The sequence below is a fragment of the Deinococcus sonorensis KR-87 genome (genome assembly GCF_040256395.1).
Taxonomy (GTDB): Bacteria; Deinococcota; Deinococci; order Deinococcales; family Deinococcaceae; genus Deinococcus; species Deinococcus sonorensis.
The window spans coordinates 2,309,247-2,324,792 of the sequence record NZ_CP158299.1; the positions used below are offsets into that span (position 1 = coordinate 2,309,247).

Below are 15,546 nucleotides of genomic sequence, written 5' to 3' on the forward strand. Positions count from 1 at the left end.
GTACTCCCGGGCCGGGATGGCTGGCTAGCCGAGCGCGGCCCAGGCCGCCGCGACCCCCGCGCCCCGCTGGAACGGCACGCCCAGCGCCGCCAGGGCGTCCTCCAGAATGCCGGCGATGGCCAGCGCGTCGTAGCGGTCGGCGTAGCCCAGCGTGCTGATGCGGAACACCGTGTCCTCGTGCGGCGCCTGCCCCGGCAGCGCCCGCTGGCCCATGCTGGCCAGCTGAGCCGCCACCTGCTTGCCGCCCACGCCGGCCGGCGGTCTGAGCACCGCCACGGCGGGCGTGGTGCGGCTGGCCCACGCCTGACAGCCGAGGGCCTCACCGGCCGCGATCAGCGCCTGACACTGCCGCCCCTTCTCGGCCCACAGCACCTCCAGCGGCACCGCCAGCAGCCGGTCCAGGGCCGCCGACAGCGCGTACACCAGATTGATGGCCGGGGTCTGCGGCGTGTCGCCATTCTTCTGCCCGCGTAGCTCACGTTCCAGGTCCAGGTAGAAGCCGCGCCGGGTGTTCCGGATCAGCCGCGCCTCCACCTCCGGGCTGAACAGCACGAAGCTCAGGCCCGGCGGGGTGGCCACCCCCTTCTGGCTGCCCGACACGATCACGTCCACGTTCCAGGCGGCGGGGCGCAGCTCGGCCACCCCGTAGCTCGTCACGCAGTCGGCAATCACGATCAGCTGCGGGTTGACGGCTTTGGCCGCCCGCACGATGGCCTCCAGGTCGTGCAGCGCGCCGGTGCTGGTCTCGCTGTGGGTGATGGTCAGGGCGGCGGCGCCCTCGCAGGCGGCGGCCACCTCATCCGGATCCAGCAGCTCACCCCAGGGCCGCTCCACCTTCACCACGTCGTAGCCGAGCCGCTCGGCCATCTCGCCCCAGCGCTCGCTGAACTTGCCGGCCGAGGCATTCACCACCCGGCCGCCCTCCGGCACGGTGCTGACCAGCGCGCCCTCGAAGGCCGCCGTGCCGCTGCCGGTCACGATGACCGCCTCGTAGGGGTCGCCCAGCAGCTGCGTCAGCTTGGCGCGCGCCTCCACGAACTTGGCGCGGCCCTCCGGCGAGCGGTGGTGCATCTGTGGCTGGGCCAGCTCCAGCAGCACGCGCGGTTCCACCTCCACCGGGCCGGGGGCGATCAAGCGCTTGCGGTTCAGCGGAAGGTGGGCAGTGCGGTCGGTCATGCCGGCATTGTGAAGCCTCGGGCGGTGAGGACGCCGCAGATGAGCGGACAGGTGACACTCACCGCCCGGTCCGCGTGGCACACTCGGCCCATGACTGCTCCCTCACCGGATGACGCCCGGCTGCTGCAGGACCGCGCCCTCAAGGACCGGCACTTCGCCTCCGGGCGCGGCCCCATCACCGGCGAGCGGCTGCGGCAGTTCAGCGGCCTGCACTATTTCCCGCCGGACCCGGCCCTGAAGGTGGAGGTGCCGGTGGAGCCGGGCAGCGGAGAGACGCTGGAGGTGCAGACCACCAGCGGGGACGTGCAGACGTATGTGCGCTACGGGCAGGCCCGCTTTAGCCTGAATGGCCAGCAGGTGCAGCTGGCCCTGTTCGCCCGCCCCGGCGACGAGGCCCCGGCCCAGCTGTTCGTGCCGTTCCGTGACGCCACCAGCGGTCGCCTCACCTACGGCGCCGGCCGGTATCTGGACGTCCCGCTGCAGCGCGGGCCGGCAGGCGAGAGGGTCACGCTGGATTTCAACCGCGCCTACCACCCGTACTGCGCCTACGCGGACGGCTGGAGCTGTCCGCTCCCGCCCCCGGAGAACACGCTGCCGGTGGCGGTTCTGGCCGGCGAGCGCCTCGAACCTGACAGGGGCTGACATCCGGATCAGATTTCCGTGACATTCGGGCCGTAGCCTGGAAGGTGTCTGTCCTGATGTCTCCGACCCTGCGCCCGGCCCGTCCGGACGATGCCGCTGCCCTGAGTGCGCTGGCGTACCGCGCCACCGCCTTCTGGGGCTACAGCCCGGCGTATCTGGCCGGGAGCCGCGCCGAACTGGAGATCACGCCCGCCGCGCTGAGCCGCGCCGAGAGCGCCGTGATGGAATGCGAGGGCCAGATCGGCGGCTTCTCGCTGCTGGAGCTGGACGGGGCCAGCGGCCGCCTGCGCTTCCTGCTGGCCGACCCGGATTGTCTGGGCCAGGGCATTGAGCGGCAGCTGTGGCGGGAACTGCTGGAGCGTGCCCGGGCGCTGCGGCTGGAACAACTTCAGATCGTCAGCGACCCCTACGCCGAGAGTTTCTTTGTGTCCTTGGGAGCACAGCGCACCGGGCTGGTCCCGTCGGCGTCCATTCCGGGGCGGCACCTGCCGCAGCTGAGCTACCGGCTGTAGAGGGTTGAGCGGGCGGCTGTCGCGGGCCGGGTGGGCGGGGCACGCTACACTCGCCTCATGACCACGTCCCCTGTTCTCACGGTGCCACATCACCCGCTGCTGCTGCACAAACTCAGCCTGATGCGCGACGTCCAGACCGGGGTCAAGGAGTTCCGGGAACTGGCGGCGGAGGTGAGCCTGCTGCTGGCCTACGAGGCGATGCGCGACCTGGAGACCGAGCCGGTCACGCTCACCACCCCGCTCGCCACCGCCGCCTTCCCGATGCTCAGCGGCAAGAAGCTGGCGCTGGTGGCCATCCTGCGGGCTGGGCTGGTCATGACCGACAGCATCGTGCGGCTCGTGCCGGCCGCCAAGGTGGGGCACATCGGCATGTACCGTGACCCCGAGACGCTGTCGCCGGTGGCGTACTACAGCAAGCTGCCGGCCGACATCGCCGAGCGCCGGGTGTTCCTGACCGACCCGATGCTCGCTACCGGCGGCTCAGCGGTGGCGGCCATCGAGAACCTGAAGGCGGCGGGCGCGCAGAGCATCAAGCTGATGAGCATCCTGGCGGTGCCGGAGGGGGTGAAGCGCGTGCATGACGCCCACCCGGACGTGGAGATCGTGGCGGCGGCGCTGGACGACGGGCTCAACGACCACGGGTACATCATGCCGGGGCTGGGCGACGCTGGCGACCGCATCTACGGCACCAAGTAGGCTCACCCGGCTCACGAAGGCGTGTCCCCGCCCCGGCGGCGGGCGGCGTACACTGCGTTTCAGCTATGTTTGACGCCGTTGCCACCTTCGCCCGTTCCGTGGGCATCGCTGACCTGTTCGGGCGGGGCTTTCTGAGCGTGCTGCTCACGTTCCTGACCGCCGCCGCCTTCACCTGGCGCTTCATTCCCGGCGTGCGCGATTTCGCCATCCGGGTGGGCTGGGCGGACCTGCCCAACGAGCGCCGGCTCAACAAGGAGCCGCTGCCGAACGCGGGCGGCCTCGCCATCTTCGCCGGCTTCATCGTGTCGGTGGTGGTGGCCTGGGCGCTGCGCCCGATCATCATTCAGGACGTGCAGATTCAGGTGCTGGCCATCCTGCTGGGCGCCACCATCATGGTCCTGACCGGTTTCATCGACGACCAGTTCGGCCTGTCGCCGGTGTTCCGGCTGGCGGTGCAGCTGCTCGGGGCGGTGCTGCTGATCGTGAACGGCCTGCACATCGATTTCAACAGCATTCCCTTCCTGCCCACGGTGCCGGAGGCGGTCAACCAGCCGCTCGGCATCGCGCTGACCATCCTGTGGGTGGTGGGCCTGACCAACGCCATGAACCTGCTGGACGGGGTGGACGGAGTAGTGGGCGGCGTCAGCTTCGTGTCGGCGGTGGTGCTGCTGGTGTCGGCCGCCCAGTTCCCGGACCGGGCCGCGGCCGTGATCCTGCTGGCAGGACTGGCCGGCGCGGCGCTCGGGTACCTGCGCCACAACTACAACCCCAGCCGCATCATCATGGGCGACGCGGGCGCCACGCTGTTCGGGTACACCCTGGCCGCCGTGTCGCTGCTCGGCACCCTGAAGTTCTCGGTGGGGGCCAGTCTGCTGGTGCCGCTGCTGGTGATGGCCCTGCCGATCCTCGACACCACCCAGGTGGTCCTGGGCCGGCTGGCCCGCGGCATCCGCAACCCGCTGGGCCACCCGGACAAGACCCACCTGCACCACCGGCTGCTGGCCGCCACTGGCAAGGCCCGCCGCACCGCCCAGATTCTGTGGGCCGTGGCGCTGATCTGCGGGGTGATCGGCATGGTAGTGCAGGGGGTGCCGGGCGCGGCCATCGTGGTGACGGTGCTGGTGCTGCTGCTGTGCCTGTGGTTCGTGGCGTACCGCCGGGTCCGCGCCGCCGAGCAGGAGAAGCGCGCCGAACTCAATTGAAGGGAGCCGGGCCGCCGCTTCCTTCATACTGTGAGCCGTGAAACGCATCGTCCTTGCTTTCGGCACCCGTCCGGAGGCCACCAAGATGGCGCCGGTCTATTCCGCCCTGCAGCGGCAGGCTGGACTGGAGCCGATGATCCTCTCCACCGGCCAGCAGCGTGAGCAGCTGGATTCGGCGCTCTCGGTCTTCGGCCTGACGCCCGACCGCGACCTGAACGTGATGACCGAACGCCAGACCCTGGCGGACCTGACCGCCCGCATCGTGCCTCAGGCGGGCGTGACGCTGCGCGAGATGGGCGCCGACATGGTGCTCGTACACGGCGACACCAGCACCAGCTTCTGCGTGGCGCTGTCGGCCTTTTACCAGGGCATTCCGGTGGGGCACGTGGAGGCGGGGCTGCGCAGCGGCAGCCTCTCGGAACCGTTTCCGGAGGAGGCCAACCGGCGCCTGACCGCCGTGCTGAGCACCCTGGACTTCGCGCCCACACCGCTGAGCAAACAGAACATCCTGCGCGAAGGAAAGGCGCCGGAGGGGGTGGTGGTCACCGGCCAGACCGCCGTGGACGCCGTGCGCGAGGTGGCGGGCCGCACCCCGCTGCGGCCCGCATGGCAGGCGCGGTTGGCGGCGGGACAGGGGCTGGTGACGGTCACGATGCACCGCCGCGAGAACCTGCCGATGATGCGCCAGATGGCCGAGGGGCTGGCTGAGGTGGCGCGTGCCCACCCGGAGCTGTACTTCGTGTATCCGGTGCACCTGAACCCGGCGGTGCAGGAGGCGGTGCGTCCAGCGCTGTCTGAGCTGCCCAACTTCGAGCTGACCGAGCCGCTGGACTACGCCAGCATGGCCCCGCTGATGGCCAGTTCCCGGCTGCTGGCCACCGACAGCGGCGGCCTGCAGGAGGAGGGGGCCGCGCTGGGGGTGCCGGTGGCGGTGCTGCGCAACGTGACCGAGCGGCCGGAGGGCGTGGCCGCCGGCGTACTGCGGCTGGCCGGCAACGACCCGGCCCAGCTGGTGCAGGTGCTGAAGGACCTGCTGTCCAGCCCCGAACAGCTGGACGCGATGCGCCGGGCCGCCAATCCCTACGGCGACGGGCACGCGGGCGAGCGGATCGCGGCGGCCATCGGCTGGCATTTCGGCCTGAACGAGCGCCCGGCCGACTGGAGCCTGGGCGGCGAAAGCAGCCTCATCTGAGCCGGCTGCCCTACGCGGTGGTGCTCAACCCTCAGGCGGGGCGTGGGCGGGCCGGGCGGCTGTGGCCACAGGTGCAGGCCGAGCTGAACCGGCAGGGCCGTGCCTGGCAGCTGTTGCCCACTGAGAGTCCCGAGCTGGCGCGCTCGATGCTGGCGCGGCTCCCGGCGGACCAGCCGGTGCTGGCGGTGGGCGGCGACGGCACGGCCAGCGGATTGCTGCCGGAGCTGGCGCGGTCCGGGCGCGGGCTGGGGCTGGTGCCGCTGGGCAGCGGCAACGATTTTGCCGGGATGCTGGGCCTGAAGGCCGGGGACGTGACGGGGGCGCTGCGCCGTCTGGATGGCCCGGAGCGGGCGGTGGATCTGATCAGCTGCGAGCTGAATGGTCAGGAGCGGCTGCTGTTCAACGGCATGGGCATGGGCTTCGACGCGCAGGTAGCGGAGCTGATGCGCCGCGCGCCCGCCCGGCTGGGCGGCTTCCAGCGCTACCTGTGGGCGGTGCTGGCCGGCCTGCGCGACCTGAACAGCGCGCCGCTCACGGTCACGCTGGACGGCCAGCCGCTGTATCAGGGCCGCTCGTGCCTGGCAGCGGTCATGAACGGCACCCGCTACGGGGGTGGCTTCCGTATCTCGCCCGGTAGCGACCCGGCCGACGGTCTGCTGAACGTGGTGCTGGGTGCGGGCCTGGGCCGGGCCGAACTGCTGGGCGTGCTGCTGAAGGTGCTGCGGGCCAGCCACCTGCGAGACCGCCGGGTGGTGGCCGCGCAGGGCCGCGAGGTGACGCTGCGGTGGGCCAGCCGGATGCCTGCCCACCTGGACGGCGAGCTGGCGGGCGAGCTGAGCGAGGTGCGGCTGCGGGTAAAGCCCGGAGCGCTGCGGCTGCTCAACGCCGGGTCACCACAGTAAACGGAGCCAGCGCCGAGCGCTGGCTCCGTGCCTGTCCTCCGTCAGCGCAGGCTGGCGAGCTTGGCCTGAGCGTTCTTCAGGTCCTGCTCCTCCCAGTAGGTGGTGGGCTTCAGCGCCACCGCCAGCTGCAGCTGGGCGATGGCTGCCGCCCGGTTGCGCTTGCTGTTGGCGGCCAGCAGCGCGTTGGCGTACTCGTAGTGGTGCGTCAGCACGGTCGGTTCCAGGCTGATGGCCTTCTCGAAGTTGGGCACGATCTGGTTGGCGTCCGCGCCGGTGGCCTGCCGGGCGATGAAGCCCTTGCCCACCAGCTCACCGTTCCACAGCCCCAGCGCCACATACGCGCCGGCCAGCTTCGGGTCCAGCGCCAGCGCCTTGTTCAGCGCGGTCTTCACGTCGCCGGCCAGCCCCAGGCTCTGCAGGATGCCGGAAAACTGCGCCAGGCGGCCGTCCGCGCGCGCCAGCTCGAAGTAGGCGCGGGCATTGTTGGCGTCCAGTTTGATCGCCTGGTTGGCGTAGCCCTGGGCCCGCTGGAACATCGCCTTCTTGGCCGTGTCCGCCACGGTGGTGGCGCCCAGCGTGGTGGCCTCGGCCGCCAGGGCGTAGCCGGCGGAGCTGTTCAGGCCGGCCGCCATGCTGACGGCTTCCTGCCAGTGCCCGGTATCCAGCAGGGTCTGGGCTTCCTGAACGCTGGCGGCGCTGGCCAGCGGAGCGGCCGCGAGAAGGGCAGTCAGAACAAATGTACGCATGGGTGGGTCCTCCTGGGTCGTGCAGTTCGTTGTGGAAACTGGACCGAGTATAGCCGAGCCCTGGAGGGGGTGTCTGACGGATTTCTGGCCGACCTGCTAGCCTGCAGCCGTGGACTGGCAGACGGCGCTGGCGCAGCTGCGCGCGCGGCTGCCCCGGCAGCGGGAGGCCTGGGGCGTGCGCGGCAGCCTGCGCTGGCTGGAGCAGGCGATGCACGCGCGCGGGGCCAACCCCAGCGCGGTCCGCAACCTGATCTACCGCGACATCGGCACGCCGCAGGACCGTGTGGCGCTGCACGCCGTGCTGTGCGCCCTGGCGGGGGAGGTGGGGCTGACGCTGCCGCCGCTGGCCCGCCCGGTCGCCGCGCCGCTGCCGCCGGAACTGGAGCTGCTGGGCCGCAGCAAACGGCGCGCCTACAAGCAGTTCATGGCCTCGGTGCGCGCCGGGCGCGACGTGCGGCTGACCGTGAGCGGGCCGGCCGGGGTGGGCAAGACCCTGCTGATCGAGCACCTGGAGCGCGAACTGCAGCAGGTGGACCCGCCGCCGCAGGTCCGGCGGCTGCAGCTGGGCGCCAGCCTGGAGCACGGCCTGGCGCTGGCACCGCTGGACCCGGCCCTGCCGTACGCGGTGCAGGCCGCCCGGCAGGCGGCCGCCGCTCAGGCCGTGCTGGACGAGCTGAGGGCCGACCTGCCCGCCGTGCTGCTGATCCGGGTCACGCCCGGTGCGGCGGTGAGCGGCGTGCCGGCCCGGCTGCCGGACGGCACCGGCGTCTCGGCGGGCCGCTGGGCAGCCGAGACGCTGCTGAGGGCAGCCCCCCCCGGCGTCAGCGTGCTCCTGGCCGTGGAGTCGGCCAGCGACCTGCCGGACGACCTGCCGGGAGAGCGCATCCGCCTCTCGCTTCCCACTCCCAGCGAGGCGCGGCGCTACCTGATGGACCGGCTGGGCCTTCCCGCCGGCCGGGCCGACGAGCTGGTGCGGCAGACCGGCCGCCATCTGGACCGGCTGACGCTGCTGGCGGCCGCGCGGGGAGCGGCGGGGCAGGGTGGACCCGCCGCCAGCCGGCTGCTGGCCGACCCGGCGGCGCGGCAGCTGCTGGCGGCCCTGTGCGCCAGCCTGCCGCCGGACGAGCCCAGTGCACCGGCCAGCGTGCTGGAGGCGGCGCTGGGCCAGCCGCTCTCGCAGCTGCCGGTCCACCTGAGCGCCCTGATTGACGACGTGAATCCCCAGACGCTGCGCCCGGTGTCGGCGGAACTGCTGGCGGAGGCCCGGGAACACCTCCCGGCCGCAGAGCTGCAGGCGGCCCTGACCCGGCTGGTGGACGGGACGAGGGGGCACCCGGAACACGCCATTCACCACCTGCGGGCGCTGGCCACCCTGGACCGCTGGCCGGAGGTGGTGACGTGGCTGGACCAGCATCCGGAGCGGCTGGACCAGGCGGCCCGGCTGTGGCCGGTGGCGCGCGAGCGGGCCGGCGGCGAGGCGCGCGAGGGGCTGGCCCGCAGCGTGATGACGCACCACGCGATGCTGGGCGACTACAGCCACCCGCAGGCGAGGGATGCATTGTTCACCCTGCTGGACTCGCCCCGCGCGAGTGTCCGGGCCTGGGCGCGGGTCAAGCTGGCCGAGAGCAGCATGGACGCCGCGAACGTGCAGGCGGCGCAGGCGCAGCTGCAGCACCCGGAGCTGCGCGGTCCGCTGGACCGGCCGGTGCAGGGCGATCCCTGGCTGCAGGGCGCCCAGGCGGACGCCCGGCTGGTGGAGGCGGCGCTGGCCCGCTGGCAGGGTGACCTGGACCTGGCCACCCGGCTGGCGGCCGACCCGGCGGTGCTGCACGGCGGCCCCTACGGCACGCCGGCCAGGGCGGCGCTGTGGCGCGGCCTGATCGCCAAGGACGCGGGCCGCTGGCCGGAGGCGATGGCGCTGCTGGTCGGCGTGCCGGACGACCATCCGCTGCTCTCGGCGCGGGCCCGCTACCAGGAGGGCGACCTGCGGTTGCGGCTCGGGCAGCCGCAGGCGGCCCTGAACGCCCTGGAGGATGCTGCCGGCCGACTGGCCGTGGCCGGGGGCACCCCGGATGAGCGGGCCCGGGTGGAGGCGCGCATCGCCACGGCGCTGCGGCGGCTGGGCCACCCCCACCCGGCACTGCAGCGGTCCCTGCAGGCCCGCGCGCTGGCTCAGGACGTGGACTCGGTGCTGCAGGCGCGCCTGTCCTCGGAGGCAATTCCGGTGCTGCTGGCGCTGTTCCGGCCGGATGAGGCGCTGCAGCTCGCGGCCGGGGCGCTGGCGCTGCTGGAACGGCCCGGAGCGCGCCGGGCCGAGGCGGAATACCGGCTGCGCCGCACCCGCTACCGGGCGGCCCTGGCCTACCTGACCCGTGGCCTGGGTCTGCCGTACCTGCCGCCGTTCGCGGGCGCGGTCACCGACCACCCGGACCTGCGGCAGGCGCGCCGGCTGCTGGACCGGCTGCTGGCCGAGGACGGCGGCGGCCTGGACCGCGAGCAACTGCTGACCTTCGACATCCTGCTGTCGCGGGCGCTGGCCGAGCCGGACCCGCTGCGGGCGCTGACCTTCAGCACCCAGGCACTGGCCATGACCGACCACCCGTATGCGGAGGCGCAGGCGCGGGCCGCCCGCGCCGAGGTCCGGCTGCGGCAGGGCGACGCGGACGCGGCGCTGGCCGACATCAACCGGGGGCACGCCCTGCTGCGGCGAGTGGCGTCTGGCCTGGGGGACACCCAGCTGCCGGACCCGGGCCTGCAGGCGCTGCTGCTGGCGCTGGAGGCCCGCACCGCCCTGCTGCACGCGCCGGACCTGCCCACCCTGCGCTGGCTGGAGCAGGCGCTCAGCCCCGCCGAGCTGGCCCCGTTCCGCTCACAGGTCTGGCGTGACGTGGGACGGCAGCTGGAACTGCTCGACCCGGAGGCGGTGGTCCGAACCCTGAGGCAGCTGTGGCCCACCTGGACGGCCCCCACGCTCCGCCTCCCCGACGCGCTGGCGTGGCAGCAGGACCACCAGGACAATGGTGTACCTGCAGCGGACTACACCACAACCCTGGTGTAGCTGTAGCGCGATGCGCGTGCTCTCCTTGCCCGCTACACCACCACTTTGCCCTCATGCCGCAGGGCACCATGGGCACAGGCCCAGAGGAGCACGTTCCCGCAGGCGCAAAGGAGCAGACCATGACCCCCACCCCCCGCAGCAACGCTGAAATTCTGGACAAGACCTGGAAGACCGAGAGCCGCTGGCACGGTATCCGGCGCAACTACGGCGCCGAGGAGGTGGTGCGGCTGCGCGGCAGCGTGATGATCGAGCACACGCTGGCGCGGCGCGGCGCCGAGAAGCTGTGGCGGCTGCTGCACGACGAGCCGTTCGTGAATGCGTTGGGCGCCCTGACCGGCAACCAGGCGATGCAGCAGGTCCGGGCCGGCCTGAAGGCCATCTACCTGTCCGGCTGGCAGGTGGCGGGCGACGCCAACAACGCGGGCCAGATGTACCCGGACCAGAGCCTGTACCCGGCCTCCTCGGTGCCGGAGGTGGTCAAACGCATCAACAACACGCTGCGCCGCGCCGACCAGATCGCCTGCAGCGAGGGCGACAACAGCATTGACTGGTTCGCGCCGATCGTGGCGGACGCCGAGGCGGGCTTTGGCGGGCCGCTGAACGCCTTCGAGCTGATGAAGGCGATGATCGAGGCGGGCGCGGCGGGGGTGCATTTCGAGGATCAGCTGGCCAGCGAGAAGAAGTGCGGCCACCTGGGCGGCAAGGTGCTGGTGCCCACCTCCCAGTTCATCCGCACCCTGAACGCGGCGCGGCTGGCCGCCGATGTGAGCGGCGTGCCCACCCTCCTGATCGCCCGCACCGACGCGGACGCCGCCACGCTGCTCACCAGCGACATCGACCCGAACGACCAGCCGTTCTGCACCGGCGAGCGCACCCCGGAGGGCTTCTACCACGTGCGCCCCGGCATCGAGCAGGCGATCAGCCGGGCGCTGGCCTACGCGCCCTACGCCGACGTGCTGTGGTGCGAGACCAGCGTGCCGAACCTCGACGACGCCCGCCGCTTCGCGGAGGCGGTGCACGCCCACTACCCCGGCAAGCTGCTGGCCTACAACTGCAGCCCCAGCTTCAACTGGAAGAAAAACCTCGACGACGCCACCATCGAACGCTTCCAGCGTGAGCTGGGCCAGATGGGCTACAAGTTCCAGTTCATCACGCTGGCCGGCTTCCACAGCCTGAACCACAGCATGTTCGAGCTGGCCTACGGGTACGCCCGCACCCAGATGGTCAGCTTCGTGGAGCTGCAGGAGAAGGAGTTCGCGGCGCAGGCGCGCGGTTTCACGGCCGTCAAGCACCAGCGCGAGGTGGGCACCGGGTACTTCGATCTGGTGGCCACGGCTGCCGGAGGCGGGCACAGCAGCACCACCGCGCTGCACGGCAGCACCGAGGCGCAGCAGTTCGCTGCCGCCCACGACTGAAGCGGTCCCAGACCCGCGCCCCCGATGCAAGGCGGGGGCGCTTCACTGACCCTGCCGGCGGTCACTTCGTACGCTTTGTCCCTGCAGCGCTCATGGTTCTGCGGCACACTGATGCAGACATGCAGCTTACCGTTCTCGGCTCCACCGGCTCCATCGGCACGCAGACCCTCGACGTGGCCCGTCAGCGCGGCGACCGGGTGCTGGCGCTCGCGGCCGGGCGCAACCTGGACCTGCTGGAGCAGCAGGTGCGCGAGTTCCGGCCCTCGCTGGTGAGCGTGGACGAGTCGGTGCTGCCGGAGGCCCGCGCCCGGCTGGGGGACGTGCGGGTCATTGCGGACGCCGCCGAGGTGGCGGTGCAGCCGGCCGACGTGACGGTGAACGCCATGAGTGGTCTGCCGGGCCTGTGGCCCACCCGAGCCGCCCTGGAAGCGGGCCGGCAGGTGGCCCTGGCCACCAAGGAGGCGATGGTCACTGCCGCCCCATTGATCTGGGCGGCGGCGGCGCAGGGCGGGGGCCGGCTGGTGCCGATCGACTCGGAGCACACCGGCGTGTACCAGTGCCTGGTGGGCGAGCGGCTGCAGGACGTGGAGCAGCTGATCCTGACGGCCTCGGGCGGCCCCTTCCGCGAGGGTCCGGCGGACCTGAGCGCCGTCACGCCCGAACAGGCGCTGCGGCACCCCTCGTGGACCATGGGCGCCAAGATCACCATCGACTCGGCCACCCTGATGAACAAGGGGCTGGAGGTGATGGAGTGCGCCAGTCTGTACGGCCTCCCGCTGTCACGGGTGGCGGTGGTGATTCATCCTCAGAGCGTGATGCATGCGGCGGTGCGCTTCCGGGACGGCAACCTCAAGGGGCAGTTCGGCCCCACCGACATGCGGCTGGCCATCGCCTACGCGCTGGACGCCGCGCCGGACGGCATGGCCCGCCCCGGTGACGTGCGCGGCGCCCGGCGCGGCCCCGCGCTGGACGGGCACCTCGGCTGGCCGCTGCTGGGCCGCTGGCAGTTCGATGAACCGGAGCCGCAACGCTTTCCGTGTCTGGGGCTGGCCTACCGGGCCGGGGAGGCGGGCGGGCTGCTGCCGGCGGCTCTGAACGCGGCCGACGAGGTGGCGGTGCCGGCCTTCCTGAAGGGGCAGCTGCGCTTCACGGACATTCCCCGGCTGATCGAGCGGGTGCTGGACGAAACGCCGGACGGCCCGCTCAGCTGGGAGGCGCTGCACGAGACCCAGCAGTGGGCCACCGCGCGGGCGACGGAGCTGCTCGGCACGGGGGTGGGCGCGTGAGTGCGCTGCAGAGCATTGCCCAAGCGCTCACGCCGCTAGGTCTGCTGTGGACCCTGCTGATCATTCTGGCCGCCACTTTCATGCACGAGCTGGCGCACTACTGGGGCGCCCGGGCGCAGGGGGTGCGGGTCAACAGCTTCAGCGTGGGCATGGGGCCAGTGCTGCTGCGCCGCAGCTGGGGCGGCACCGAGTGGCGGTTGTCGCTGCTCCCCATCGGCGGCTACGTGGAGATTGACGGCATGACGCCCGACTACGGCGAGAAGGGGGAGATGATCCCCGCCCGGCACGGGTACGCCGTGCTGCCCGCCTGGGGCAAGGTGGCGATCCTGCTGGCCGGGCCGGTCATGAACCTGCTGCTGGCCTTTCTGATCCTGACCACCAACTTTGCGGCCAACGGCGTGCAGCAGCCGGTGCCGGGCCGCGCCTCCATCTCGCAGGTGGTGGCCGGCTCACGCGCCGAGGCGCTGGGGTTCCGGACCGGCGACGAGGTGGTGGCCATTGACGGGCAGCCGCTGCCGGACCAGGAGCGGGTCAACGGCGAGCTGGTGGGCGGCTGGACGCGGGTGCAGCGAGTCCTCACCGCCGCCGGACCGCACACCTTCACCATCGAGCGGGACGGTGCCCGGAAGGACATCCGCTTTGCCTGGACGCCCACGGTCAACGGCAAGAAGGCGCTGCTGGGCATCGGGTACGGCCCGGCGAGCATTACGACGCGCCTCAGCGTCGCGGGGGCGGCTGTTCAAGCGGGTCAGACCATCGTGACGGCGGTGCCGCAGGTGCTGCAGGCGTTCGGCAACCTGTTCAAGCGCTTTTTCAGCCTGGATCTGCGGCAGGATCAGGGGGTGGTGGGGCCGGTGGGGACCGTGCAGGTGGTGTCGCAGGCAGTGCAGCTGGGCGGCTGGACCCTGCTGCTGATCGCGGCCACCATCAACCTGTCTCTGGGCTTCTTTAACCTGCTCCCGATTCCGGGGCTGGATGGGGGCCGTATCCTGCTGGTGCTGGTGGGCGTGGTGCGTGGTCGCCCGCTCTCGCTGCCGCAGGAGAATGCCGTCACGCTGGCGGGCTTCGGACTGGTGATGCTGCTCTCGCTGTTCGTGGTGGTGCGTGATCTGAGCCGGTTCTTCTGACGGCGGCGCGGCGCCCCAGCAGCAAATCGGTTACACTTGAGGGCCGGGAACCGCAACCATGAAGACACCCCCTACCATCGCGGTGGTCATCCCCGCTTACAACGAGGAACAGCACGTCGGGGCCGTGGTCCAGGCGGCACTGCTGCTGACGCCGCAGGTGGTGGTGGCCAGCGACGGCAGCCGCGACGCCACCGCTCAGGTGGCCCGCGACGCGGGCGCGCAGGTGGTGGAACTGACCCAGAACGTTGGCAAGGGACCGGCGCTGTTCGCGGCGCTGCAGGCCACCCAGGCCGAGTACGTGGTGATGCTGGACGCCGATCTGGTGGGTCTGCAGCTGGAACATCTGGAGAGCCTGCTGCGCCCGGTGCTGGACGGTCAGCTGGACATGGCCATCGGCATCTTCGACGGGGGCGGCCTGATGACCGATTTCGGCAACAAGATGACGCCGCACCTGTCCGGGCAGCGCGCCTGCCGGCGCGACTGGCTGCTCGCGGTGCCGCACCTGGGCGAGGAGCGCTGGCCGGAACCGGCCATCACCGACGCCCTGAAGGGGAGCGGCGTGCGCTGGGACTATGTGGAGCTGCCGAACCTCGCGCAGGTGATGAAGGAAGAGAAACACGGCTTCTGGAAGGGCGTGGGCCACCGCAGCCGGATGTACGTCAACCTGCTCGGCTACAAGCGCCGCAAGCGCAAGAGCATCAAACTCAAGGAAGAACGGCACAGCTGAGTGCTGGTGTCGTCCGGCACCAAAGCGCGGTCCCCGCCGCACTAGCATGCACGGGTGCCAGAACTGCCGGAAGTCGAGACCACCCGCCGCAAGATTGAGCCGTACCTGAAGGGCCGCCAGCTGATCCGGCTGGAGCACGACGCCCCGCACCGCTACCGTCAGACGCATCTGGCGCACGGCCGCACCGTGTCGGGCCTGGGCCGGCGCGGCAAGTACCTGCTGATTCACCTGGACGATGCTGGTGAGGCGCCGCTGGAACTGATCGTGCATCTGGGGATGACCGGCGGCTTCCGCTTTGACGCCACGCCGCACACCCGCGTCACGCTGCACACCGATCAGGGCCAGCTGTACTTTCAGGACGCGCGGCGCTTCGGCAAGATGGCGGTCGTGACGCCCGGCGAGTATGCCAGCATGCCCACCCTGGCCCGCATGGGGCCCGAGCCGCTGTCGGAGGCGTTTCTGGAGCTGGACTTCGTGCAGGCGGCGGCGCGGGCCGGGGCGGTCAAGCCATGGCTGCTGTCGCAGCAGCCGGTGGCCGGCGTGGGCAACATCTACGCCGACGAGAGCCTGTGGCGCGCCCGCATTCACCCGGCCCAGACGCGCCTCACGCCGGACGAGGCGCTGCGGCTGTACCAGGCGATCCGGACCACCATGGCCGAGGCGGTGGAGGCCGGGGGCAGCACCCTCTCGGACGGCACCTACCAGCAGCCGGACGGCATCAGCGGGCTGTTCCAGGTGCATCACAACGTCTACGACCGGGCCGGGCAGCCGTGTCCGCGCTGCGGGACGCCCATCCAGAAGACGGTGCTGGCCCAGCGCGGCACCCATTTCTGCCCGCACTGTCAGGTGCTGCGGGGGTAAGGTG

14 protein-coding genes are annotated in these 15,546 nt (G+C 71.7%); 12 read left to right on the forward strand and 2 right to left on the reverse strand.

What is annotated here, in order from left to right; all coding sequences use genetic code 11:
* Window positions 1-24 precede the first annotated feature (24 nt).
* Window positions 25-1,176, reverse strand: coding sequence for an aminotransferase class V-fold PLP-dependent enzyme (locus ABOD76_RS16635; protein WP_350243081.1), 1,152 nt, complete (start codon window positions 1,174-1,176; stop codon window positions 25-27).
* Between the two features lie 90 nt (window positions 1,177-1,266).
* On the opposite strand from ABOD76_RS16635, the gene ABOD76_RS16640 reads away from it, so the two are divergent.
* The 6 genes from ABOD76_RS16640 to ABOD76_RS16665 all read left to right on the forward strand — a co-directional run bounded on the left by ABOD76_RS16640 (window position 1,267) and on the right by ABOD76_RS16665 (window position 6,322).
* The gene (locus ABOD76_RS16640; RefSeq protein ID WP_350243082.1) at window positions 1,267-1,818 is read left to right on the forward strand and encodes a DUF1684 domain-containing protein; all 552 of its coding nucleotides are present in this window, start codon (window positions 1,267-1,269) and stop codon (window positions 1,816-1,818) included.
* A 56-nt stretch (window positions 1,819-1,874) separates the two neighbouring features.
* Window positions 1,875-2,330, forward strand: a complete 456-nt coding sequence (locus ABOD76_RS16645) for a GNAT family N-acetyltransferase (protein ID WP_350243083.1) — start codon at window positions 1,875-1,877, stop codon at window positions 2,328-2,330.
* Window positions 2,331-2,387: 57 nt separating this feature from the next.
* Window positions 2,388-3,026 carry a uracil phosphoribosyltransferase gene (gene upp / locus ABOD76_RS16650; protein WP_350243084.1) on the forward strand — a complete coding sequence of 213 codons (639 nt, stop codon included), beginning with the start codon at window positions 2,388-2,390 and terminating at the stop codon, window positions 3,024-3,026.
* Window positions 3,027-3,091: 65 nt separating this feature from the next.
* Window positions 3,092-4,228: an MraY family glycosyltransferase gene (locus ABOD76_RS16655; RefSeq protein WP_350243085.1), complete on the forward strand. Its 1,137-nt coding sequence runs from the start codon at window positions 3,092-3,094 to the stop codon at window positions 4,226-4,228.
* A gap of 85 nt (window positions 4,229-4,313) precedes the next feature.
* On the forward strand, window positions 4,314-5,420 hold the full coding sequence (gene wecB / locus ABOD76_RS16660; protein WP_350245293.1) for a non-hydrolyzing UDP-N-acetylglucosamine 2-epimerase: 1,107 nt from the start codon (window positions 4,314-4,316) through the stop codon (window positions 5,418-5,420).
* A 17-nt stretch (window positions 5,421-5,437) separates the two neighbouring features.
* Window positions 5,438-6,322: a diacylglycerol/lipid kinase family protein gene (locus ABOD76_RS16665; RefSeq protein ID WP_350243086.1), complete on the forward strand. Its 885-nt coding sequence runs from the start codon at window positions 5,438-5,440 to the stop codon at window positions 6,320-6,322.
* Window positions 6,323-6,363: 41 nt separating this feature from the next.
* Here the strand turns inward: ABOD76_RS16665 and ABOD76_RS16670 are convergent, their stop codons facing one another.
* On the reverse strand, window positions 6,364-7,068 hold the full coding sequence (locus ABOD76_RS16670; RefSeq protein WP_350243087.1) for a hypothetical protein: 705 nt from the start codon (window positions 7,066-7,068) through the stop codon (window positions 6,364-6,366).
* A 109-nt stretch (window positions 7,069-7,177) separates the two neighbouring features.
* Here ABOD76_RS16670 and ABOD76_RS16675 point away from each other — a divergent pair, with 109 nt between their 5' ends.
* From ABOD76_RS16675 to ABOD76_RS16700, 6 genes are all read left to right on the forward strand, one after another.
* Window positions 7,178-10,126, forward strand: a complete 2,949-nt coding sequence (locus ABOD76_RS16675) for a hypothetical protein (protein ID WP_350243088.1) — start codon at window positions 7,178-7,180, stop codon at window positions 10,124-10,126.
* A 119-nt stretch (window positions 10,127-10,245) separates the two neighbouring features.
* Window positions 10,246-11,541 carry an isocitrate lyase gene (gene aceA, locus ABOD76_RS16680; RefSeq protein WP_350243089.1) on the forward strand — a complete coding sequence of 432 codons (1,296 nt, stop codon included), beginning with the start codon at window positions 10,246-10,248 and terminating at the stop codon, window positions 11,539-11,541.
* A 119-nt stretch (window positions 11,542-11,660) separates the two neighbouring features.
* Window positions 11,661-12,827 (forward strand): 1-deoxy-D-xylulose-5-phosphate reductoisomerase, encoded by a 1,167-nt coding sequence (dxr, locus tag ABOD76_RS16685; protein ID WP_350243090.1) that lies wholly within the window; start codon window positions 11,661-11,663, stop codon window positions 12,825-12,827.
* Window positions 12,824-13,954: a M50 family metallopeptidase gene (locus ABOD76_RS16690; protein WP_350243091.1), complete on the forward strand. Its 1,131-nt coding sequence runs from the start codon at window positions 12,824-12,826 to the stop codon at window positions 13,952-13,954. Before dxr ends, ABOD76_RS16690 begins: the two co-directional genes overlap by 4 nt.
* Before the next feature lie 58 nt (window positions 13,955-14,012).
* Window positions 14,013-14,681, forward strand: coding sequence for a glycosyltransferase family 2 protein (locus ABOD76_RS16695; protein WP_350243092.1), 669 nt, complete (start codon window positions 14,013-14,015; stop codon window positions 14,679-14,681).
* 54 nt (window positions 14,682-14,735) lie between these two features.
* Window positions 14,736-15,542, forward strand: a complete 807-nt coding sequence (locus ABOD76_RS16700; protein ID WP_350243093.1) for a DNA-formamidopyrimidine glycosylase — start codon at window positions 14,736-14,738, stop codon at window positions 15,540-15,542.
* The last annotated feature ends 4 nt before the right edge of the window (window positions 15,543-15,546 follow it).